This window comes from Saccharopolyspora karakumensis, assembly GCF_004349225.1.
GTDB classification, from domain to species: Bacteria; Actinomycetota; Actinomycetes; order Mycobacteriales; family Pseudonocardiaceae; genus Saccharopolyspora; species Saccharopolyspora endophytica.
In genome coordinates, this window is record NZ_SMLA01000007.1 from 152,957 (window position 1) to 174,320 (window position 21,364).

Annotated in this window: 21 protein-coding genes; 14 read left to right on the plus strand and 7 right to left on the minus strand. The window is 69.6% G+C overall.

Features of this window, described 5'->3' with window-relative positions; translation table 11 throughout:
- Positions 1 to 118: 118 nt before the first annotated feature.
- A complete protein-coding gene (locus E1202_RS07555) occupies positions 119 to 1,630 on the minus strand; it encodes a PAS domain-containing sensor histidine kinase (RefSeq protein WP_132681837.1) in 1,512 nt (503 codons plus the stop codon).
- Between the two features lie 155 nt (positions 1,631 to 1,785).
- Between E1202_RS07555 and E1202_RS07560 the strand changes: the two genes are divergently transcribed.
- The 8 genes from E1202_RS07560 (at position 1,786) to E1202_RS07595 (ending at position 7,661) form a co-directional block, all read left to right on the plus strand.
- Positions 1,786 to 2,919: an acyl-CoA dehydrogenase family protein gene (locus E1202_RS07560; protein ID WP_132681838.1), complete on the plus strand. Its 1,134-nt coding sequence runs from the start codon at positions 1,786 to 1,788 to the stop codon at positions 2,917 to 2,919.
- 24 nt (positions 2,920 to 2,943) lie between these two features.
- Entirely contained in the window at positions 2,944 to 3,309 is a 366-nt protein-coding gene (locus E1202_RS07565) for a hypothetical protein (protein ID WP_132672846.1), read from the plus strand.
- Positions 3,310 to 3,318: 9 nt separating this feature from the next.
- Positions 3,319 to 4,617, plus strand: coding sequence for an aromatic ring-hydroxylating oxygenase subunit alpha (locus E1202_RS07570; protein ID WP_132681839.1), 1,299 nt, complete (start codon positions 3,319 to 3,321; stop codon positions 4,615 to 4,617).
- Entirely contained in the window at positions 4,610 to 5,119 is a 510-nt protein-coding gene (locus tag E1202_RS07575) for an aromatic-ring-hydroxylating dioxygenase subunit beta (protein ID WP_132681840.1), read from the plus strand. Before E1202_RS07570 ends, E1202_RS07575 begins: the two co-directional genes overlap by 8 nt.
- Complete coding sequence (locus tag E1202_RS07580; protein WP_132681841.1) at positions 5,116 to 5,850, plus strand: SDR family NAD(P)-dependent oxidoreductase; 735 nt, start codon at positions 5,116 to 5,118, stop codon at positions 5,848 to 5,850. Before E1202_RS07575 ends, E1202_RS07580 begins: the two co-directional genes overlap by 4 nt.
- 117 nt (positions 5,851 to 5,967) lie before the next feature.
- Positions 5,968 to 6,543 carry a hypothetical protein gene (locus E1202_RS07585; protein ID WP_132681842.1) on the plus strand — a complete coding sequence of 192 codons (576 nt, stop codon included), beginning with the start codon at positions 5,968 to 5,970 and terminating at the stop codon, positions 6,541 to 6,543.
- The gene (locus E1202_RS07590) at positions 6,540 to 7,121 is read left to right on the plus strand and encodes a class F sortase (RefSeq protein ID WP_132681843.1); all 582 of its coding nucleotides are present in this window, start codon (positions 6,540 to 6,542) and stop codon (positions 7,119 to 7,121) included. Before E1202_RS07585 ends, E1202_RS07590 begins: the two co-directional genes overlap by 4 nt.
- Positions 7,122 to 7,196: 75 nt before the next feature.
- Positions 7,197 to 7,661 (plus strand): SRPBCC family protein, encoded by a 465-nt coding sequence (locus tag E1202_RS07595; protein WP_132681844.1) that lies wholly within the window; start codon positions 7,197 to 7,199, stop codon positions 7,659 to 7,661.
- A 282-nt stretch (positions 7,662 to 7,943) separates the two neighbouring features.
- Here the strand turns inward: E1202_RS07595 and argS are convergent, their stop codons facing one another.
- On the minus strand, positions 7,944 to 9,767 hold the full coding sequence (gene argS, locus E1202_RS07600; RefSeq protein ID WP_132681845.1) for an arginine--tRNA ligase: 1,824 nt from the start codon (positions 9,765 to 9,767) through the stop codon (positions 7,944 to 7,946).
- A gap of 145 nt (positions 9,768 to 9,912) precedes the next feature.
- On the minus strand, positions 9,913 to 10,620 hold the full coding sequence (locus E1202_RS07605) for a polyamine aminopropyltransferase (RefSeq protein ID WP_132681846.1): 708 nt from the start codon (positions 10,618 to 10,620) through the stop codon (positions 9,913 to 9,915).
- Between the two features lie 311 nt (positions 10,621 to 10,931).
- Here E1202_RS07605 and E1202_RS07610 point away from each other — a divergent pair, with 311 nt between their 5' ends.
- Both E1202_RS07610 and E1202_RS07615 read left to right on the plus strand, forming a co-directional pair.
- Positions 10,932 to 12,302, plus strand: coding sequence for an amino acid permease (locus tag E1202_RS07610; protein WP_132681881.1), 1,371 nt, complete (start codon positions 10,932 to 10,934; stop codon positions 12,300 to 12,302).
- Positions 12,302 to 13,102 carry a carbon-nitrogen hydrolase family protein gene (locus E1202_RS07615; protein WP_132681847.1) on the plus strand — a complete coding sequence of 267 codons (801 nt, stop codon included), beginning with the start codon at positions 12,302 to 12,304 and terminating at the stop codon, positions 13,100 to 13,102. The genes E1202_RS07610 and E1202_RS07615 overlap by 1 nt, the downstream gene beginning before the upstream one ends.
- Before the next feature lie 59 nt (positions 13,103 to 13,161).
- On the opposite strand, the gene E1202_RS07620 is transcribed toward E1202_RS07615, so the two are convergent.
- Entirely contained in the window at positions 13,162 to 13,515 is a 354-nt protein-coding gene (locus E1202_RS07620; protein ID WP_132681848.1) for a hypothetical protein, read from the minus strand.
- Positions 13,516 to 13,588: 73 nt separating this feature from the next.
- On the opposite strand from E1202_RS07620, the gene E1202_RS07625 reads away from it, so the two are divergent.
- The 3 genes from E1202_RS07625 to E1202_RS07635 are packed head-to-tail and all read left to right on the plus strand — an operon-like array spanning position 13,589 to position 16,155.
- Entirely contained in the window at positions 13,589 to 14,515 is a 927-nt protein-coding gene (locus tag E1202_RS07625) for a LysR family transcriptional regulator (protein ID WP_132681849.1), read from the plus strand.
- Between the two features lie 28 nt (positions 14,516 to 14,543).
- A complete protein-coding gene (locus E1202_RS07630) occupies positions 14,544 to 15,620 on the plus strand; it encodes a DUF4185 domain-containing protein (protein WP_132681850.1) in 1,077 nt (358 codons plus the stop codon).
- 58 nt (positions 15,621 to 15,678) lie between these two features.
- Positions 15,679 to 16,155 (plus strand): hotdog fold domain-containing protein, encoded by a 477-nt coding sequence (locus E1202_RS07635; protein WP_132681851.1) that lies wholly within the window; start codon positions 15,679 to 15,681, stop codon positions 16,153 to 16,155.
- Positions 16,156 to 16,279: 124 nt separating this feature from the next.
- On the opposite strand, the gene katG is transcribed toward E1202_RS07635, so the two are convergent.
- Together katG and E1202_RS07645 are read right to left on the minus strand one after the other, a co-directional pair.
- On the minus strand, positions 16,280 to 18,490 hold the full coding sequence (gene katG / locus E1202_RS07640) for a catalase/peroxidase HPI (protein WP_132681852.1): 2,211 nt from the start codon (positions 18,488 to 18,490) through the stop codon (positions 16,280 to 16,282).
- Between the two features lie 17 nt (positions 18,491 to 18,507).
- Positions 18,508 to 18,921, minus strand: coding sequence for a Fur family transcriptional regulator (locus E1202_RS07645; RefSeq protein WP_132681882.1), 414 nt, complete (start codon positions 18,919 to 18,921; stop codon positions 18,508 to 18,510).
- 172 nt (positions 18,922 to 19,093) lie between these two features.
- On the opposite strand from E1202_RS07645, the gene E1202_RS07650 reads away from it, so the two are divergent.
- Positions 19,094 to 19,735 (plus strand): DUF6461 domain-containing protein, encoded by a 642-nt coding sequence (locus tag E1202_RS07650; RefSeq protein WP_132681853.1) that lies wholly within the window; start codon positions 19,094 to 19,096, stop codon positions 19,733 to 19,735.
- A 162-nt stretch (positions 19,736 to 19,897) separates the two neighbouring features.
- On the opposite strand, the gene E1202_RS07655 is transcribed toward E1202_RS07650, so the two are convergent.
- Entirely contained in the window at positions 19,898 to 21,349 is a 1,452-nt protein-coding gene (locus E1202_RS07655) for a cytochrome P450 (protein WP_132681854.1), read from the minus strand.
- Positions 21,350 to 21,364: the final 15 nt, after the last annotated feature.

The window sequence follows — 21,364 nt, forward strand, 5'->3', positions numbered from 1 at the left end:
TCCCCGATGGTTCCTCTCGAAACTACGGCCGCCGGAGGGCTTGCGGGTATCGAGGATTCCTCGGCGCGGCCTGAAGCTTTCCCCTAGGACTCCGTGCGGCCGCTCCTTGGGCATGCGACTAGAGCCCGTCTTCTGAGGGCGCGGCCGAGGGCAGCGAGAAGCCGAACACCGAGCCGCCACCGTCTCTCGGGCGGCACCAGATGGAGCCGTGCTGGCGGTTGATGATGCGGTAGCTCAGCGCGAGCCCGATGCCGCTGCCGTGCTCCTTGCTGGTGAACGACTCGGCGAACACGTCCTTGCGCACACCCCGGCCCCGGTCGGCGACGGTGACGGTGCCGCCTTCGTCCCGGGTTTCGGTGACCAGCTCGATCCGCCGGTGCTCGGCATCGCCCTCGACGATCTCGTCGATGGCGTTGAAGCACAGGTTGAGCACCACCTGACCGGTCAGCACCCGTTCGCAGCGCACCAGCACCGGTAGCTCGCTCAACCGCACCTCGACCTCCACGCCGACGGCCGCGGCGCGCAACCGCACGAAGTACAGGCACTCGTCGATCACCGCGTTGAGGTCGGCGACCTGCTCGACGTGCTCGAGGTGGCCGACGAACGACCGCAGCGCGCTCACGATCGCCGAGACCCGGTCGATCTGCCGGTTCGCGCTGTCCAGCCCGTACGCGAGCTGCCCGGTCGTGCCCTCCGGAACCTGTCCGGAGGTCTCCAGCACCTGCGCGCGGGCGTGCACCCCGGCGATGAAGTTCGCCGCCGCGGCCAGCGGCTGGCCGAGCTCGTGGGCGATGGCCATCGCCATGTCGCCCATCGCGTTGTAGCGGGCCAGGTAGTTCTCGTGGCGCAGTTCCAGCTCGCGCCGCTCCTCGCCGCGGACCCGGGTGGAGACGTCGTGCAGGATCATCAGGAACGCGTCGACGTCGCGCAGCCGCTCCAGGCTGCCTTCCAGCGTCACCGGTTCGGCGCCCGGGATCTCCAGCCGCACCGGCTCGACCGGGTCGGCCGCGGCCGCCGCCTGCTGCCAGCTGACCTCGGTGCCGTCGCGGCGCAGCCGGGCGTGGGACTCCAGCAGCAGCCCGACGGGTGGGTCCGCGTCACCCGACAGGCCGAGGTGCGCCAGGGCGGTGTCGGTGGCGAAGCGGATCGCGCCGGCCGAGTCGAGCATGAACGCGACCGTCGAGGTGTGCCGCGCCAGCGCGTCGACGTAGGAGGTGGTCTGGCGCAGCTCGCGCTCCACGCGCTGCTCCCGCTCGACGTCCCGGAACTGCACCATCACCGCAGGTCCCTGGGCCAGTTCGACGCGCACCGCGATCGCCTCGGTGGGGATGACCCGGCCCGACCTGGACCGGTAGTGCCACTCGATGCGGCTCATGCCGTTCTCGACCGCCTCGTGCAGCCACGCCCGGCCGATCACCCGGTCGTACTGCTGGGCGGAGCTGCTCATGTGGTTGGCCTTCAGCGGGCGCAGCTCGGTGACGCTCCACTCCAGCAGCGCGCAGGCCGCCGGGTTGGCCCACAGGATGTTCTTGGTCGTCGCGTCGTGGATGAGCACGCACAGATGGGAGGCGCGCATCATCGCGACGAAGTCGGAATCCACCAGTTCGGGCGCCTGCGAGTCGACCACCATTGGGCCAGGCTAGATCCCGGTGGCCCGGTGCGCGGATAGGTCTTCCCGCCACCGCGGCTGAAGGATTCCCCTACCTGGTGCTTGGGCAATCCCGATGTCGCACCTCGTGGCCGCTGCATAGCGTCGGATCGCAACCCGGACGACAGGAGCGTGCCATGCCCCAGGCATTCGCCGGCGACGCGGCGTGGGAGGCCGTGCTGGCCGAGCTCACCGAGCGCCGCGAGGAGTTCCACGCGCAGTCCTACGTACCTCCCGACTTCGTCGCCCGGCTCAAGGAGCTCGGCCTGTTCCGCGCCTCCACGCCGGCGATGTTCGGCGGTGAGCCGATGCCGCCGCCGGAGTTCCTGCGCGCTGTCGAGCGCATCGCGTCGGTGGACGGGTCGACCGGGTGGGTGGCCGGTTTCGGCTCGGCCGGGACGTACCTGACGTGCCTGCCGCTCGACACCCAGGCGAAGCTCTACGCCGACGGGCCCGACGTGGTCTACGGGGGCGCGATGTTCCCGGTCAACCCCGTGACCCCGACCGACCGCGGCTACCTGGTCACGGGGCGGTGGCGGTTCGCCAGCGGCTGCATGGCCGCCGACATCCTCAGCGTCGGCATCCCAGGTGACGCCGACGGCGACAACCGGCCGCGCGCGGCGATGCTGCGGCCAGAGCAGGTCGAGATCGTGCAGGACTGGGACGTCTCGGGGATGCGGGCGTCGGGCTCGTTCGACGTGGTCGTCGACGACGTCGAGGTGCCGCGCGAGTGGACGTTCATCCGGGGCGGCGGGGCCTGCGTGGACGAACCGCTCTACCGCTACCCCACCATCGGCTACCAGGCGCAGGTGCACGCCGCGGTGGGGCTCGGGGTGGCGCAGGCCGCGCTGGACTTCGCCTCCCGGGCGGGTTCCCGCACCGGTGTGACCGGAGCTCCCCCGCTGGCCGACCGCGCCTACTACCGCACCGGGTACGCGCAGGCCGTGGCCGCGATGCGCTCGGCGAGGGCGTTCTACTACGAGGTCACCGAGGAGGTCTGGGACGCGGTGGCCTCGGGCGGCGAGGTCGGCGACGAGCACAACGCGATGATCCGGCTCTCGGCCACCCACCTGGCCGCGACGGCGGCGCAGGTCGTGCACGAGGTGTGCGGTTTCTCCGGGACCTCCACCATCGACAACTCCCACCCGCTGCAACGCATGCGCCAGGACTCGCAGGTGCCCGCGCTGCACGCGTTCCTGATGCCCTCGATGTACGACGCCGCGGGCGCCGTGCTGCTGGGCAGGCCGCCGACCGTTCCCGGATTCCGCTGATCCCGCGACGACACAGGAGTTGCCATGGCCAATCCGCCACTGCGCGTGCTGTTCTGCATCGGCATCAACCAGAACTTCTTCGACCTCCCGCGCGACGGGGTCACCGCCGGCGACGTGTGGACGGCCTTCGTCGAGATGATGGACGGCATCAAGGCGCTGCCCGGGGTCGACTTCATCGGCGACATCGACGACGACAGCCACCTGGTCGGTCCGTCCGACTCCTGGCCGTGGACCTGCTACCTGCTGGCCGACGTCGACACCCAGGAGACCGTCAAGGCCGCCTGCAACCTCTTCCGGACGGTCCAGGTAGGACGGTCGGATTGGAAGCTGTGGAAGTACGCCAAGATCGAGGCCCGGATCGGCCGGGCGCTCACGCCGCGCGAGTACTGAGGTGACCCGATGCACTCCGAGATCACCGCGAGCAACGTCCACGACCTCGCGCCCGCCGACCTCGTCGCACCCGACCGGGTCGCGGGCCGGATCTACACCGACCCGGAGATCTTCGAGCTGGAGATGACCCGGATCTTCGAGCGGACCTGGGTGTGGGTCGCCCACGACAGCGAACTTCCCGAGCCGGGCACCTTCAAGTCGACCCACGTCGGCAGGCAGCCGGTCATCGTCACCCGCGACCGGCACGGCGTCGTCCGCACGATGCTCAACCGGTGCCGACACCGGGGCGCGAGCGTGTGCGAGCGCAAGACCGGTCGCGCCAACGGTTTCACCTGCCCCTACCACGCGTGGTCCTACGGCCTGGACGGCTCGCTGCGCGGACTGCCCTACCCGGACGGCTACAACGGGGTGATGGACCGCAGCGGGATGGGGCTCAAGCGGCTGCGCACCGAGTCCTACGGCGGGATGATCTTCGCTACCTTCGCCGACGACGCCGAGCCGCTCGCCGAGTTCCTGGGCGACGCGCGGACGTGGATCGACCGGTTCATGAAGCAAGGCGGCGGCTACCCGGTGAAAGTGCTGGGAACGCACCGGTTCCGGTTCAGCGGGAACTGGAAGATCCAGCTGGAGAACACCACCGACGGTTACCACTTCCCGATCGTGCACCGGTCCTGGATGGCCTCGGTGGACGCCGAGACGGCGAACATGATGAGCTTCATGACCGATCCCGCGGCCATCACGCACGACCTCGGCAACGGGCACTCGGTCATGCAGATGGTGCCCGAGCACTCCGACCTCGACGCCGACGACGGCACCGAGAAGCTCCAGGACCGCTTCGGCGGCCTCATCTCCCAGCTGGAGTCGGCGGGTGTCGAGCAGGCCGAGATCCGGCGGCTCGTGCGGGCGATGCACGGAACCGGGTTCAACCTCAACCTGTTCCCGAACGTGTCGATGTCGATCTCGTTCTTCCGGGCGCTGCGCCCGATCGGCGTCGGCGAGACCGAGATCGAGCACATCGCGATCGGCCCGGACGGTCCCGCGGAGATCACCGGACCGGTCAACCGCGAGCGGCTGCGCGCCCACGAGCACTTCCAGGGCCCGTTCGGCTTCGGCACGCCCGACGACGCCGAGGGCTGGGACCGCGTGCAGCGCGGCACCGCGGGCGCCCCGGAGATGCCGATCATGGTCAACCGCGGGCTGGGCCGCGAGAAGCCCTCGCCGGAGGGCTGGCCGACCTCCCACGTCACCGACGAGACAGGCATGCGCGCCGCCTACGAGAAGTGGAAGCAGGTGATGAGCGATGACTGATCTGCGGACCCCGACGACGCTCGGCGACGTGCGCGTGTCGCGCGCGATCGAACTGGTGTGGCGGGAGGCGGACCTGCTCGACCGCAAGGACTACGTCACCTGGCAGGGGCTCTACGCCGACGACGGCGTCTACGTCATCCCGATCGACCGCGACGCCGAGGAGTTCGACGACGTCCTCAACATGGTCTACGACGACCGGCGGATGCGGCGGCTGCGGGTGAACCGGATGACCGAGGGCTACGCGATCGCCGCCGTCGACTCGGCGATCACCGTCCGCACGGTCTCCCGCTTCGTGACCACCGGGGTCTCGGACTCGGAGGTGTCGTTGCGCGCCGCGCAGGTGCTGGTGGCCCACAAGCGCGGCACCCACGACCTGTGGGCCGCCGACGTCGACTACACCGTCCGGCTGGGCACCGCGCCCGCCGAGGACACCATCGCGCGCAAGGTGATCCGGCTGGTCAACAGCGGGGACGCGGTGCCGGCGGCGGGGTTCCTGCTGTGACCGCCGTGGTCACCGGAGGCGCCAACGGTCTGGGCCAGGCCATCGCCCGGCGCCTGCACGCGGAGGGGCAGGCCGTGGCGGTCGCCGACGTCGACGGCACGGGGGCGGTGGAGCTGGCCACCGCGCTGGACCCCAGCGGCGAGACCGCGCGCGGGTACTCCGCCGACGTGGCCGACCGCGCCGCGCTCACCGGCCTCCTGGACTCGGTGCTCACCGACTTCGGGCCGGTGCGGGTGCTGGTGAACAACGCCGCCCGCACCCGGGCGACGCCGCTGTTCGAGATCACCCCGGAGGAGCTGGAGGCGGTGATGGCCGTCAACTTCACCGGAACCTTCAACGCCTGCCAGGTCTTCGGCGCCCACATGGCCGAGCAGGGCTACGGGCGGATCGTGAACATGGCCTCGCTCGCCGGGCAGAACGGCGGCACGGCCACGGGCGGCCACTACGCGTCGTCGAAGGGCGCGGTCATGTCGGCCACGAAGGTCTTCGCCCGCGAGCTCGCCGCCCGGGGCGTGACGGTCAACGCCGTCTCCCCCGGCCCGCAGGACTCCCGGATGGTCCGCGACATCGTCGGCGAGCAGAACCTGGAGGCGTTCCAGCGCACGATCCCGGTGGGCCGCCTCGGCGACCCGGCGTTCGTCGCCGACGTCGTCGCACTGCTCGCCTCGCCGGGCGCCCACTCGGTCACCGGTGCGTGTTGGGACGTCAACGGGGGCCTGTTCATGCGGTGAGCGGGGGCCGAACGTCTCGGTTGGGTAACGCGGCCAACCTTTTCCGGCCACCGGCGTTTTCTCACACATCACCCCGAGGCGATCCGCCTGATCGGGGCTTGGTGAAGGAGAAACATCATGCGCACACCCACTTTCAGCACGCTCGCGCTGCTGGGCCTGACCGCGGCCCTGGCGGCTGCGCCGGTGGCGCTGGCCGAAACGTCCACGACCGAACCGGTCCCCGGCGAACCGACCACCACGGAGCCCTCCGAGCCGGGCTACCCGCCGCCGTCGCCGTTCATCCACATCACCGGCGACGGCCGGCCGCAGCCCGGTGACGACATCGGGGTCGTGGTCGGGTGCCCGTTCGAGCCGCGCGAGGCCCATTCGCCGGTGCTCGACATCGGCGCCTACGAGCAGGTGGAGACGCCTTCCGGCATCAACACCTACGTGGCGCCCGCGACCATCCGTCCCAAGACCGTGCCGGGTGACTACCCGGTCACCGCGTGGTGCGGTCGAGGACAGCACCTGAAGTGGACGTTCACCGTCTACCCGCCCGACGCCGCGGACGACGGCGACGAGGCGACCGCACCGTCCGGGAGCAGCGGCGCGGAGCCGCGGCAGGTGACCCGGATCCCGAAGGGCGCTCCCGAGACCGGTGGTGGTCCGGAGAGCGTCGATCCAGCGTGGTTCCACGCTGCGGTGAGCTGGTGAGCCGACTCCGCGCGGTGCTGCTCGCAGCGCTGATCGGGTCGCTCGCCGGCTGCGGTGGGGCCGCCGTGGAGGGCCCCACCGCACCTCCGGAACCGATCACGCGGGCGAGCCTCGCGCTTCCCGCCTCCGACCCGGTGGAACTGCGCATCCCCGCCATCGAGGCCACGTCGACGCTGATCCCGCTCGGGCTCAACGCCGACGAGACGGTCGAGGTGCCACCGGTGGAGACGCCGATGCAGGCGGGGTGGTACCGGTTCGGGCCGACGCCCGGTCAGCTCGGCCCCGCGGTGATCCTCGGGCACGTCGACGGCGGCGGTCACGACGGGATCTTCGCCCGGCTCCACGAGATCGGACCGGAGGACGAGGTGATCGTGACCCGCCGCGATGGCCGCACCGCGACGTTCACCGTCACCCGCGTCGCGCAGGTGCCCAAGACCGAGTTCCCGGCCCAGGAGGTCTACGGCAACAGCGATGCCGCGGAGCTGCGTTTGATCACCTGCGGCGGATCGTTCGACCCGGAGCGCGACAGCTACCGCGACAACGTCATCGCCTACGCCACGCTGAACGCGGGTGCGTGATCGCGGGCTCTTGTCCCCCGCGCCCGGCGTCGCTTAGCGTTCCACCGGCCGAACCGGGCGCGAGGGAGGAGCCACGTGGGTGCAGCGGATCGGGACATGCGGGCGGAAGTGCTCATCGACGCTCGCCCGGAGCACGTCTGGCAACTGCTGACGCGGACCAGGACCCACGCGGACGCCAGTCCGGAGCTCGTGGCGATGCTGCCGCTCAAGCCCGGCGGGTTCCGGCGCGGGCAGTGGTTCCTCGGCGTGAACCGGCGCAAGGCGGCGGTGTGGCCGACCCGCAACGTCGTGACGGTCTTCGAGCCTCAGCGGCGGCTGGCGTGGGACACCACGACCAGCGGTGCCCGCTGGACCTTCGAGCTGGAACCCACCGACTCGGGAACCCGGCTGGTCCAGCACCGCGTCCTCACCCGTGAGCTGCCGAAGACCAGCACCGCGTTCGCCACCCTCGTGCTCGGCGGCGTACCCGAGCACGCGGACGAGCTCGAAGCCGGAATGCGGGAAACGCTCCGCCGCATCAAGGCGGCAGCCGAGGCCTAGGCGCCTCGCCAGGGAATGTTGATGTCGTAAGCGTGTCGGCTGATGGTGGCTGCGCAGGTTTGCTGCTGGAGGTGGTGCGGCGCGCCAACCTGGGGTGTTCGTGCGGGAGTTGAGTCCGGATCAGGCACAGCGCTTGGTGAAGATCACGAGAACTGCGCTGGGCCTCTCTTCATCATCCGCCCGCTGATGGGCAGGTGATCCGTGCAACCCGAAGCAAGTCGCGGACTGCTTGTCATGGCGGGTATCTCCTGAAGTGCGAGACGACAGGTAACGGAGCGTCGTTCACATCCGCTCTGGTGCTGTGGTCCCCAGTAGGTCAAGCCCCTGCGCGAGCGTTCGCGCGGTCAGTTCGCACAACGCGAGCCGACTGGCGCGAACCTCGTCGCTGTCGGCCTTCAGGACCGGGCATGCTTCGTAGAATTCGGAGAACGCCCGGGCGAGCCCGTACAGGTACCCCGCGAGTCGGTGTGGTTCGAGCGTCTTCGCGACGACCTCGAGGGTGTCGGCGAACTCATCGATCAGCAGTGACAGCGCCCGCTCCTGCGGTTCCAAGGCAAGGCCCGCATCGAACCTGGCTTCACCAACGCCGGTCTCGACGGCCTTGCGCTGGATCGACTTGATGCGGGTGTGCATGTACTGCAGGTAGACGCCGGTCGCCCCGTTGAACGAGACCATGCGGTCGACATCGAAGGCGTAGTCCTTGGTCCGCACGGTCGACAGCTCCGCGTACTTCACCGCGCCCACGCTCGCCGTCTCGGCGATGTCTTCGAGATCCGCAGCGCTGATGTCAGGCTCTTTCTCCGTGACGATCTCCCGTGCCCTGCGCAGGGCATCGTCGAGGAGGTCGGCGAGCTTGACCGTGCCACCTGAACGGGTCTTGAACGGCTTGCCGTCGCTGCCCAGCACCGTGCCGAACTGCACGTGCTCCACGTCCTGACCGGTCAGCCAACCGGCTCGCCGCGCGACTCGGAAGATCATGTCGAAGTGCTGCGCCTGGCGGGCATCCACGACGTACAACGCTCGGGTCGCCTTCAGGTCCTGCAGGCGGTACCGGATCGTCGCCAAGTCCGTCGCGCCGTAGCCGTAGCCACCGTCTCGCTTGCGGACCAGCAGCGGAACCCGGTCGCCACTCGGCCCGAGGATGTCGTCGAAGAAGACCACCAGAGCACCATCGCTCTCCTCGACGATGCCCTTCCTCTGCAACTCCTCAACGACATCATCGAGCAGCGGGTTGTACCGGGATTCTCCCGCCAGATCGTTTTCGTCGAGGAGCACTCCGAGTCGGTCGTAGATCTTCTGGAACGCAGCCGCCGACTCCTCGACGATGTCGTGCCACGCAGTGACGGTCTCCTCATCACCGCTCTGCAGCGCTACCACCCGACGCTGCGCGCGCTCCTTGAACGCCTCGTCAGCATCGAACTCCGCCCGCGCGGCTCGGTAGAGCGCATCCGGCGCCGACGTCGCGTCTTCATGACCGTCCTGGTCGACCTCGGTGTTGCGCCAGCCCTCCTCGGGGTGCTCGAAGATGTACTGGATCAGCATTCCGAACTGCGTGCCCCAGTCGCCGACATGGTTCTGCCGGATGACCTCTGCCCCGAGAAAGCCGAGGACACGAACGAGAGCATCCCCGATCAGCGTCGACCGGAGATGCCCGACGTGCATCTCCTTGGCGATATTGGGCGCCGAGTAATCGACCGTGACGACCTGGTCGCGTTGACCTTCTTGGACGCCCAGCTTCGCTTGCTCAGAGCGCTGCACGAGCTGATTCACGATCGCCGTATCGGCCAAGGTGATGTTGAGAAAGCCAGGCCCCGACAGCTCCACGCTTTTCATCCAGGGCACTTCGGCTAGTCTTGACCGCAACTGCCCAGCGAGATCATGCGGCTTCTGACCTGCTTTTCTGGCGATGGAAAGCGCGATGTTCGACTGAAAGTCGGCATGGCCCGATCGGCGCACCAGGGGGTCCTGATCGGCGAGTTCTGTCGGCAACGCGGCGGCCATGGCCTCAGACACCGCCTGCTCCACCTCAGATGCCAATGAGCGCACTTGCTCTCCCACGTCGCAACCGTTCGCGCAATCTTGAGGACGTTCGTCAGCCCTGCTCATAGTGTGCCGAACCCCCTGCACCAGCAGTTCAGGGCCTCCGGCAACCCACCTGACGACTCCGCGGACGCCCTCGGTGCTGATGGCGCACGGAGTGCACGAATCCGCTCAAGTTCCACCACTCGCACCGCCGCACGAAGCGATGGGTCTAAGTGGACACGCCGACGTAGACGGTGTTGGCCGACGTGCCTCCGGTGTAGTGGTTGTCGAAGCTGACCACGTGGGCGGTGACGTCGTCGAAGACCTCGGCGAGGTCGCGGGTGAAGCCGTCCTCGGGCGGATCGTCGGACCACAGCGCGAAGACGCCGCCCGGGCGCAGGTGCGCGGCCATCTTCCGCAGGCCGTCGGGGGCGTAGAAACCGGCGTGACCGCTGTCGAGGACGTTCTGCGGGGAGTGGTCGATGTCGAGCAGGATCGCGTCGAACCGCCGACCGCCGTCGAAGCCCTCGGGTGATTCGGCGAGCGCGAAGAAGTCCCCGTGCACGAACCGGTTTCGCGGATCACCGGTGAGCTCGGGTGCGAGCGGGAGCAGTCCGCGCTCGTGCCACTCGATGACCTCGCCGAGCCCTTCCACGACCAGCATCGACCGCACGCGCCGGTCCTCCAGCGCGGCCCGCGCGGTGTAGCCCAGTCCGAGTCCGCCGACCACGACGTCGAGCTCCGAACCGGACGACTCGGCCAGGCCGAGCCGCGCGAGTTCGACCTCGGCGACGGTGAACAGGCTCGACATCAGGTACTCGTCGTCGAGCTTGACCTCGAAGACGTCCACGTCGAGCACCGGGTCCCGGCGCCTCCGCAGGCTGATCGCACCGATCGGCGTCTCCCGCCAATCGAGCTCCTCGAACCGCACTCCCACAGCGCCACCTCTCCCGAAAACGCCGACCCTACCCGCCACCTGGCCCAACGCCCCGCAACCCGTCCCCTCGGGACCCGAGGCGGCGTTCTCACCGGTGTTTCCGGATGCCGCAACGTTCGAACGCCAGGCGGCTCCCTCCGCAACGATTGCGGCTTCTCTGTACACGGTTGCCTCGCTAACGTTGCCCGCCAGCGTGGTGTGGCAGTTCACATCGAACCGGGCGCATCGTGGCGTCCACAGTGGAGGAATTCGTGGTGGAGGACGCTCTCGCGCCGTCGCGCGGACCGAGGAACGGCGTGGGGGCGCAGCTCATGCGTCGCAAACCCATCGCGGACCTCGTCGCCGACAGCGGGCAGGGCCAGGGCGGCTCGCTGCGGCGTTCGCTGGGGCTGTGGCAGCTGACCATGCTCAGCGTCGGCGCCACGCTGGGCACCGGGATCTTCGTGGTCCTGGGCGAAGCCGTGCCGCTGGCCGGACCGGGTGTGGCGCTGGCGTTCGTCATCGCCGGTGTCACCGCACTGCTCTCGGCGCTGTCCTACGCCGAGCTCGCGGGCATGATCCCGGTCGCCGGATCGTCCTACTCCTACGCCTACGCGACCATGGGCGAGCTGGCCGCCTGGGTGTGCGGCTGGTGCCTGATGCTGGAGTACGGCGTCTCGGTGGCCGCGGTCGCGGTCGGCTGGGGGCAGTACGTCAACGAGCTCCTGCACCTGGTCGCGGGCGTGTCGCTGCCCGAATCGCTGAGCTCGCCGCCGGGCGACGGCGGAATCCTCAACGTGCCGGCCGCCGTCGTGGTGGTCCTGGCGATGGTGGCGCTGCTGGGCGGGGCCCGGGAGAGCGCGCGGATCAACACCGCGATGGTGCTGATCAAGACGGCGACGCTGGTGCTGTTCTGCGCGCTGGCGTTCACCGCCGTGCAGGACGGCAACTACTCGCCGCTGCTGCCGCTGGGCATGGGCGGGGTGAGCGCGGCGGCCGGCAAGCTGTTCTTCTCCTACATCGGTTTCGACGCCGCCTCCACCGCCGGTTCGGAGGCCCGCGACCCGCAGCGCGACCTGCCGCGCGCGATCATGCTGTCGCTGGTGCTGGTCACGGTGCTGTACTGCCTGGTCGCGCTGGCCGCGGTGGGCGCGATGCACTGGACGCTCTTCGAGGGCACCGAGGCTGCGCTGAGCAAGGTGCTCGGCGGCACGACCGGGTCGATCCTGCTGTCGGCGGGCGCGATCGTGGCGGTGGCCAGCGTGGTCCTCACCGTCCTGTACGGGCAGACCAGGATCCTGTTCTCGATGTCGCGGGACGGGCTGGCCCCTCCCCTGTTCTCCCGGGTCGACGAGCGGACCGGGGTCCCGCGCGCGAACACCCTGCTGGTGTCTGGCTTCATCGCGGTCCTCTCGGCGGTGGTGCCGCTCGGTGAGCTCGCCGATGCCACCAGCATCGGCACCCTGTTCGCGTTCGCGCTGGTCAACCTGGCGGTCGTGGTCCTGCGACGGCGCAACCCGGAGCTGCCGCGCTCGTTCCGGGCACCGCTGGTCCCGCTGGTCCCGCTGCTGGGCGTGCTGTCCTGCTGCTACCTGATGCTGAGCCTGGGCGCGGCGACGTGGGTGGCCTTCGGCGCCTGGATGCTGGCCGGACTGCTCATCTACTTCGCTTACGGGCGGCGGCGCTCTAGTCTGTCGGATTGATGCTCACCGTCGCACTGGACCAGGGTCCGCTCGAACGCCACACTCCGCAGGCGGCGCTGTCGCGCCTCGACGAGGTCGCGCGCCGCGCCGCAGCCGGAGGCGCCCGGCTGCTGGTGTGCCCGGAGATGTCGGTGACCGGCTACAACATCGGCGCCGACATCGAACGGCTCGCCGAGCCCGCCGACGGACCCGTTGGCAGGCGCGTCCGCCGCATCGCCGACGAGCACGGGATCGGGATCGTCTACGGCAATCCCGAGCGCGTCGGCGGTGCCGTCCACAACACGTCGTTCCTGATCTCGACCACCGGTGAACTCCTCGCGGCCTACCGCAAGACCCACCTGTACGGCCCGATGGAGCAGAAGCACTTCCAGCCCGGTGACGTGCCGGTCGTGCAGGCCGACTTCGACGGCGTCCGCATCGGCCTGCTGATCTGCTACGACATCGAGTTCCCCGAACCGGCGCGCGCCCACGCACTGGCGGGCACCGAGTTCCTGGTCGTGCCGACCGCGCTGCTGCCGCCGGAGGACATCGTGGCCGAAACCCTGGTCCCGGCACGGGCTTACGAGAACCAGATGCACGTCGCCTACGTCGACCGCTGCGGGCGCGAGGACGAGCTCAGCTACATCGGCAAGACGTGCCTGATCGCTCCCGACGGCACCGAGCTCGCCCGCGCGGGCAGCGGCGAGGAGCTGCTCTTCGCCCGCGTCGACCCCGCGGCCACCCGCGCTGCCAGGCGGGTCAACACCCAGCTCGCCGAACGCCGTCCCGACCTCTACGCGGGTCTGACCGAGGCACCCTGACATCTCAGTGGAAATCGGGACCCGGATTTCCACTGGAATCGGGCCTCGCCCGCTCCGCGTCAGCGCGACCGGGCCATGCCCGCGATGGCGATGTGGGCGTTGTCGGCGGCGTCGCGGGCTTCGGCGAGGTGGGTCCGGGCGCGGTCCAGCCAGTGGTTCGCGGTGAGGGCGGATTCGACGGGATCGCCGGTGAAGGGGCCTTCGACGTTGTTGAGCTCACCCGCGCACGCGCGGTCCACGAGTCCGTCCCCGAAGCTGCCGAGCGCGGCGTCGAGCGAGGTCAGGAGCTGGCGCAGCGACCCGAGCGTCCAGTAGACGTCGTCGCCCAGGGCGTCGGCGCCGGTCTGCCGCGCCGCGATGAGCACGGTGTCCCGAGCCGCTCGGTAGGCCTGGTCGGGCTGTTGTGGCTTCACGAGGACCCAGTGTTCACCGGATTCGACATCAGCGAAAGTTACTTGTTCTGGAGCACTGGGTTAGCCTCGCTGAATGCCCGTGGACCCGCGACGCCTCCTGCTCCTGCGCACCGTTCGCCGGACCGGGAGCGTGCTGGCGGCCGCCCGGCTGCTGCACCTGACGCCCTCCGGGGTGTCCCAGCACCTCACCAAGCTGGAGAACGAGCTGGGCATCGACCTGGTGGACCGGGAGCAGCGCGGCGGCGGCAGGACCATCCGGTTCACCCCGGCGGGCAACGCGCTCGCCGATCACGCCGGCCGGGTCGCCGAAGCGCTGGCCGAGGCGGAGCGGGACATGGAGCAGTTCCGCGAGGGACCGGCGGGCCCGTTGCGGATCGGGGGTTTCTCGGTGGCGATCAGCGAGCTGGGGGCGCCGGTGGCCATGCGGATGGCGGCGGCGAACCCGGCGCTGGACCCGCACGTCTACGAGATCTCCGAGTCCGAGCGGCTGCACGCCCTCGCCACCGGTGAGCTGGACCTGATCCTCAGCGAGCGCCCCGGCGCCGACGGGCCGGAACGCCCTCCCGGCGTGGTCGAGGTGGACCTGATGCGCGATCCGTTCCGCGTCGTCGTGCCCGCCACGTGGCCGTCGGACGCCGAACCGGCGACGCTGCTGGCGCGGCGGTGGATCACCACGTCGTTCGGCCCCGCGACCCGCCGCCACCTGGAGCGGATGTGCCGCGAGCACGGGCTCGAACTGGACTCCTACGACATCGGCACCGGCACGGCGCCCACGCTGCTCGGGCTGGTGGCGCACGGGTTGGGCGCGACGATCATCCCGTCGCTGACGCTGCGCCAGAACCCGTCGCCGAAGGTGCGGATCAGCAGCGCCATCGCCGATCCCGGTTCCCGCGTGCTCACCTGCCTGCACCGGGAGAACGCGCCCGCGATCGTGCACCACTTGATCAACGAGCTCCGCCACCACGCCGCCACCGAGCTGCAGCACGTACCGTCGGGATGAAGGACGAAAGCGGACGAAGGGCAACGGCTTGCGCAAGGTCAAGGACCTCACCGGACCGGGAATCACCGACCACCTGGGCATCGGCGGCACCGATCTGGGGGTCACCGCGGTCGCACCGGACGGCCGGCTGGTGGCGGTGTTCGGCGACACCTTCGACCGCGCCGGCGTCGGCGGGCCGGGCTGGCGCTCGCCGGTCGTGGTCTTCGGCGACGCCGCCAGCGCGCTGAGCGGCATCCGCTGGACGGGCTCGTACGGACCGCGCAGCGACTACGCCGACCAGGCCCTGCCCTACGAGCACGACTCGATGATCCACGGACGCCCGGTCAGCACCGTGCTGCCCACCGACCTCATCACCATCGGCCGCGAGATGTTCCTGCACGTGATGGTGTGCCAGGGGCTCGGCAACGTGCACTGGACGGAGATCCACCGCTCGACCGACAACGGCGAGACCTGGGAGCACACCGGGGCCACCTGGCCCGGCGACGCGCACGGCGGCCTGTTCCAGATGCTGACCTGGGAGCTCGGCGACGACGGTTTCGTCTACGCCTTCTCCACCGGTTTCCAGCGCGACAAGGGCCTGATCCTGCAGCGCGTGCCCGCCGAGCGGATCACCGATCCCGGCGCGTGGCAGGGCTGGGGTTTCCGGGACGGCCAGTGGGCGTGGCACAACCCGCCGACGGTGGCGCTCACCGGCTCCTACGGCGAGCTGTGCCTGCGCAAGGTCGAGAACCGCTGGCTCCTGGCGCTTTTCAACGCCGGTGACTACCGGGTGGACGTGCTCAACATCGACGAGCCGACGTCGAACCTCTACGAGGCGGTCCGCGGCACGGTCCTGCACGGTTGCGCGTGGGGTTGCGAGGACCACGGAGCCGGTCACGTCGCCCAGCTCTACGGCGGCTACATCGTCCCCGGGTCCACGCTCGACGACCTGCACCTGGTCGTCAGCCAGTGGAACACCGAGCGCAACTGGCCGTACCGGGCGATGCAGTTCGCCGGCACCGCGCCGCGTCCCGGTGACCGGCCGCTGCCGCCTCCGCCGCCGCCGGGCGAGTCCGGGGGCGTGCTGCGAGGTGCGGCGAAGCTGGCGCGGCGGTTCCTGAGCTGAGTGACGTGGCGCACCAGGTCCACGGAGGTTACTGGCGGGTAATATACGCTCTCGGGTCATGAGCTCCCTGACTCCGACCTTCGCGCTCTGGAACAAGGCCTCCCGGGTCTTCGGCGGCCGCGGGCTGTTCTCGCTGAGCGTGGCCCTCAAGGCGCCCTACTTCCGGACGATCCTGCCGATGATCCAGGAGATGAAGCCGGGCCGCTGCGTGGTCACCTCGCCGAAGTGGTGGGGCGTGCACAACCACATCGGCACCTACCACGCCATCGCCGCGTGCAACCTCGCCGAGGTCGCGATGGGCATGGTCGCCGAGGCCACCGTGCCCACCTCGCACCGCTGGCTGCCGAAGAAGATGAACGTCGAGTACCTCGCCAAGGCCGAGACGAGCCTGCGCGCGGTCGCGGAGCTCGACGCCATCCCGGAGTTCGGCGACGAGGGCCGGGAGATCGACGTCCCGGTCAACGTCTACGACAAGAAGGACCAGGTCGTCGTCCGCGCCACCATCACCATCTGGGTCACCCGCAAGAAGAAGTAGTCCCGAGACGGGGAAAGGCCCCGCCCTGAACAGGACGGGGCCTCACCACGGCGTGAGCCGCTGCTTCGAGCGCGGGACTCAGCCCGCGCTCGAAGCAGAGCGACCGCGGACGCTGATCTGAGGATCAGACCAGGTCGTAGCGGTCGAGGTTCATGACCTTGACCCAGGCCTTGACGAAGTCCTCGACGAACTTCTCCTTGCCGTCGGCCGAGGCGTAGACCTCCGCCAGCACGCGCAGCTCGGAGTTCGAACCGAAGACCAGGTCGGCGCGAGTACCGGTCCAGACGACCTCACCGGACGCGTCGGTGGCCTCGTAGGTGGACTTGTCGTCCGAAGTGGACCGCCACGTGTAGGCCATGTCGAGCAGGTTGACGAAGAAGTCGTTGCTCAGCACGCCCGGCTTGTCGGTGAACACGCCGTGGTTCGAACCGTCGTAGTTCGCACCCAGCACGCGCAGACCACCGATGAGGACCGTCAGCTCCGGGGCGCTCAGGGTGAGCAGGTTGGCCCGGTCGATGAGGCTGTACTCGGCGGGGAGCTCCGCGGCCTTGCTGGAGTAGTTGCGGAAACCGTCGGCGATGGGCTCCAGCGCGTCGAAGGAGTCCGCGTCGGTGTGCTGCTCACCGGCGTCGACGCGACCCTGGGTGAAGGGCACCTCGATGCTGGAACCCGCGTCGGCGGCGGCCTTCTCGATCGCGGCGGAACCGCCGAGCACGATCAGGTCGGCCAGCGAGACCTTCTTGCCGAAGGACTGCTGCACGCCTTCCAGGGCCGAGAGCACGCCTGCCAGCTGGTCCGGGTTGTTGACCTCCCAGTTCCGCTGCGGCTCCAGGCGGATGCGAGCACCGTTGGCGCCGCCCCGCTTGTCGCTGCCGCGGAAGGTCGAAGCCGAGGCCCACGCGGTGGACACCAGCTGCGACACGGTCAGGCCGGTCTCCAGGATCTTGGCCTTGAGCGACTTGATGTCCTCATCGGACAGGGTGTCGTTGTCGTTGGCCGGCAACGGGTCCTGCCAGATCAGGTCCTCTTCCGGGACCTCCGGGCCGAGGTACAGCGACTTCGGACCCATGTCGCGGTGGGTCAGCTTGAACCAGGCGCGGGCGAAGGCGTCCGCGAACTCGTCCGGGTTCTCCATGAAGCGGCGCGCGATCGGCCCGTAGATCGGGTCGACCTTGAGCGCGATGTCGGTGGTCAGCATGTTCGGCGCGATCCGCTTCGACGGGTCGTGCGCGTCGGGCACGGTGCCCTCGCCCGCGCCGCCCTTCGGACGCCACTGCCAGGCACCGCCCGGTCCCTGGTAGACCTCCCACTCGAAGCTGAGCAGGTTCCACAGGAAGTTGGTGGTCCACTTGGTGGGCGTGGAGGTCCAGGTGACCTCGATGCCGCTGGTGATGGTGTCGGCGCCCTTGCCGGTGCCGTAGTTGTTCTTCCAGCCCAGGCCCTGAGACTCGAGACCGGCGCCCTCCGGCTCGGCCTCCAGGTGGGAGTCGGGGGCGGCACCGTGGGTCTTGCCGAAGGTGTGACCACCGGCGATCAGCGCGAGGGTCTCCTCGTCGTTCATCGCCATCCGGCCGAAGGTCTCGCGGATGTCGCGCGCGGCGGCCACCGGGTCGGGCTGCCCCTCCGGACCCTCCGGGTTGACGTAGATCAGACCCATGTGGGTGGCGCCCAGCGGACGCTCCAGCTCGCGCTCGCCCGACTCGGTCGAGATGCGCTTGTCGCTGCCCAGCCAGGTGGTCTCGGCACCCCAGTAGACGTCGTCCTCGGGCTCCCAGTCGTCGACGCGGCCGCCGCCGAAGCCGAAGGTCTTGAAGCCCATCGACTCGAGCGCGACGTTGCCGGTGAGGACCATCAGGTCCGCCCAGGAGATCTTGCGGCCGTACTTCTGCTTGACGGGCCACAGCAGGCGGCGGGCCTTGTCCAGGCTGACGTTGTCCGGCCAGGAGTTCAGCGGGGCGAACCGCTGCTGACCGCCACCGGCGCCACCGCGGCCGTCGCTGATGCGGTAGGTGCCCGCGGAGTGCCAGGCCATCCGGATCATCAGCGGGCCGTAGTGGCCGAAGTCGGCCGGCCACCAGTCCTTGGAGTCCGTCATGACGTCCTGGATGTCCTTCTTGACCGCGGCCAGGTCCAGCGTCTTGAACTCGGCGGCGTAGTCGAAGTCCTCGCCCAGCGGGTTCTTGTTCGGGTGCTGCTTGGCGAGGATCTTCAGGTTGAGCCGGTTCGGCCACCAGTCGCGGTTGGCGTCACCCTGGGTGGGGTGAGTGAGGCCCCCGTGCGCGACCGGGCAACCACCGGTTTGGTTCGTCTCTTGGGTGTCAGGGCTGTCAGACACGGGAATCCTTCCGAATTTCAGTGCAGTTCTTCAGCGGATTCGGGGGCGCAGGCTGCGCAGAGCCCCCAGTAGATGACCTCTGCCTCGTCTATGACGAAGCCGTGGGAGTCCGACGCCTCCAAGCAAGGCGCGGCGCCCACGGAGCAGTCGACGTCGTGTATCTCGCCGCACGACCGGCACACGACGTGGTGGTGGTTGTCGCCAACCCGCGCCTCGTAGCGGGCCACGGAACCCATCGGCTGGATCCGGCGCACCAGGCCCGCGACGGTGAGCGCGCGCAGGACGTCGTAGACGGCCTGGTGAGACACCTTGGGCAGGTCGTGGCGAACCTGTCCGATGATCGAATCGGTGTCGGCGTGCGCGTTGTCGTGCACTGCGGACAGCACTGCCACCCGAGGTCGCGTCACACGCAGCGATGCCTCGCGCAACATGCGCTCGTAGTCCGCAGTCGTCGTCACGCCCTGCAGCCTGCCGCATTTTCTTGAACTAATCAAGTCAAAGCGGCCCTTCATCACCATCCCGAGTGATCCGGATCCGCATCGTCGCACGTGTCATGGGTGCGGGAACCCCCGCACACGATCAGCGACCGGGAGCGAGACATCCGTGCCCGTACCAGGTTTTGCACCGAACGCACTGGACGACGACGGCGATCCGAAGTGGATCACGGAACTGGCCTGCGCGGATCCCAACCACGTCCTGCACGTCGTCCGCGGCCTCGACCCCGAGGCCGCGCTGGAGGCCATCGGCGCCAAGCCGCACCTCGTCCAGCCCTGCCAGCTGCCCTCCTCCAAGCCCGACGACTGGACTTCGCTGCCGGGCACGGCCCTGGGTATCGAGCCCGGCACCGCGGCGGCGCTGCTGGCCGGGCGGGTCGGCGACTGGACGTTCGTCTACGACGACGCCGGGCACACCTTCGACGAAGCGACCGCGGCGCTGTCGGCGTCCGGCCGCACCGCGGCGACCAGCGTGTTCACCATCAACGCCGACGCGAGCATGACGTACTTCGTCGACGGTGAGGAGGTCGTCTGGATCAACGTCGACGACCTGGTCGAGGACGACCTCGACGACTTCCCCGAGGAGCTGCGCGCGGCGTTCGAGGCGGCCGGCGTCGTCGAGGACGAGGACCTGGAACCCGGTCAGTTCGACTACGCGGTGACCATGCGCGCCACCTGCGCCCTCGCCGGCCTGACCTTCACCATCGACGACCTCCGCGCCCTCCCCCTCATCGGAGCGTCGTTCGGGTGACCCCCGTGCGGTTGTGGTCCGAACCGACCGGGCGACGCGGACTTCGATCTTGGGCTGGTTCGGACCACAACCGCCCACCGCGCATGCGCGCGCGGACCCGGCCACGCCGAGGAGCGAGGCCGACCCCGCGGAGATCGAGCCGGGAACGCGACGAAGCGAACATCACCTCCGGCGCAGCCGCACCGGCAGCCCGTCGACCGGGACCGGCAGCGACACGTAGTCCCACTTGACCTCGTAGTCGCCCGGAACGCTCCAGGTGTAGGCGCGCAGCATCTCGTGCAGCAGCAGCTTCACCTCCAGCGTCCCGAAGTGCAGGCCGATGCACTTGTGCGCCCCGCCGCCGAAGGGCATCCACGCGAAGCGGTGAGACTTGTCCTCGCGGCGGTGCTCGGCGAAGCGCTCCGGGTCGAAGTCGAACGGGCTCGTCCAGTGGTCCGGCGAGAAGTGGTTGACCAGCGGCGAGACTCCGACCATCGTGCCCGCGGGCACGTGGTGGCCCAGCACTTCGGTGTCGCGGACGGTCTCGCGCACCATCGACGGCACCGGCGCCACCAGCCGCAGCGCCTCCTTGATCACCAGGTCCAGCGTTTCGAGCTTTTCCAGCGCCTCGATGTCGGGGATCTCCTCCCCCATCGCCAGCGACTCGGCGCGGGCGCGCTCCTGCCACTCGGGGTGCTTGGCCAGGTAGTAGGCCACGGCGGAGCTGGTGATGGTGGAGGTGTCGTGGGCGGCCATCATCAGGAAGATCATGTGGTTGATGACGTCGTCGTCGCCGAACCGCTCGCCGTCCTCGCTGCGGGCGTGGCACAGCGCGGAGAACAGGTCGTCGCCCTCGACCGCGCGGGCGGTCCCGATGTTGTCGGCGAAGTAGCGCTCCAGCAGCTTGCGCCCGGCCAGACCGGCCGCCCAGCGCCCGCCCGGGACGGGGTAGCGCACCACGGCGGTGGCCGCGCGCACCGAGTCGACGAAGGCGCGGTTGACGCGGTCGGCCTCCTGACCGCTGCGCCGGTCCATGAACACCCGGGTCGCCACGTCGAGTGTCAGCTGCTTGAGCAGCCAGTACAGCCGGGTCTTGTCCTGCCCGCCCCAGGCGGTGACGCCTTCGCGCAGCGTCGGGCCCATCTGGTCGACGTAGCCGGTGAGGCGCTGCCGGGTGAAGGCCTGCTGCATGATGCGCCGGTGCCCGAGGTGCTCGTCGAAGTCCAGCAGCATCAGGCCGCGGTGGAAGAACCTGTCGATGAGCTTGCGCCACCCGCCTTGGGAGAACGCCTTGTCCTTGTTGACCAAGGCGGCCGAGGTGGCTTCCGGGCCGCCGAGGGTGACCATGCGCTGGCCGAGCGAGTAGGCCCAGGAGACCGGGCCGTAGAGCTCGAAACGGCGCAGCGCGAACGCGGGACCGTAGCGCATGAAGTCCAGCGAGTGGCCGATCAGCGGTGCTCCGGCGTCGCCGAGCACCGGCTTGAGCCCGCTGCCGGGCGGTGGTGGCGCGAGTTCGGTGACGGGCCACTGCTTTTCGAAGATGCGCTGATCGACCGAGCGCGGCAGCGGCATCGAGGTGAGCGGCGGAACCCGCCGTCGTATCGCTTCGTTGACCTTCTCCAGCTGGAAAACCATTGCTGCTCCTCCCCC

What these genes read in the sequence shown, in the direction of transcription:
- E1202_RS07655 (WP_132681854.1), bottom strand. Translation starts at nt 21,349, where the DNA reads ATGGTTTTCCAGCTGGAGAAGGTCAACGAAGCGATACGACGGCGGGTT.
- E1202_RS07645 (WP_132681882.1), bottom strand. Translation starts at nt 18,921, where the DNA reads ATGTTGCGCGAGGCATCGCTGCGTGTGACGCGACCTCGGGTGGCAGTG.
- E1202_RS07575 (WP_132681840.1), top strand. Translation starts at nt 4,610, where the DNA reads ATGACTGATCTGCGGACCCCGACGACGCTCGGCGACGTGCGCGTGTCG.
- E1202_RS07560 (WP_132681838.1), top strand. Translation starts at nt 1,786, where the DNA reads ATGCCCCAGGCATTCGCCGGCGACGCGGCGTGGGAGGCCGTGCTGGCC.
- E1202_RS07615 (WP_132681847.1), top strand. Translation starts at nt 12,302, where the DNA reads ATGCTCACCGTCGCACTGGACCAGGGTCCGCTCGAACGCCACACTCCG.
- E1202_RS07635 (WP_132681851.1), top strand. Translation starts at nt 15,679, where the DNA reads ATGAGCTCCCTGACTCCGACCTTCGCGCTCTGGAACAAGGCCTCCCGG.
- E1202_RS07610 (WP_132681881.1), top strand. Translation starts at nt 10,932, where the DNA reads ATGCGTCGCAAACCCATCGCGGACCTCGTCGCCGACAGCGGGCAGGGC.
- E1202_RS07570 (WP_132681839.1), top strand. Translation starts at nt 3,319, where the DNA reads ATGCACTCCGAGATCACCGCGAGCAACGTCCACGACCTCGCGCCCGCC.
- E1202_RS07565 (WP_132672846.1), top strand. Translation starts at nt 2,944, where the DNA reads ATGGCCAATCCGCCACTGCGCGTGCTGTTCTGCATCGGCATCAACCAG.
- E1202_RS07585 (WP_132681842.1), top strand. Translation starts at nt 5,968, where the DNA reads ATGCGCACACCCACTTTCAGCACGCTCGCGCTGCTGGGCCTGACCGCG.
- E1202_RS07555 (WP_132681837.1), bottom strand. Translation starts at nt 1,630, where the DNA reads ATGGTGGTCGACTCGCAGGCGCCCGAACTGGTGGATTCCGACTTCGTC.
- E1202_RS07625 (WP_132681849.1), top strand. Translation starts at nt 13,589, where the DNA reads ATGCCCGTGGACCCGCGACGCCTCCTGCTCCTGCGCACCGTTCGCCGG.
- argS (WP_132681845.1), bottom strand. Translation starts at nt 9,767, where the DNA reads ATGAGCAGGGCTGACGAACGTCCTCAAGATTGCGCGAACGGTTGCGAC.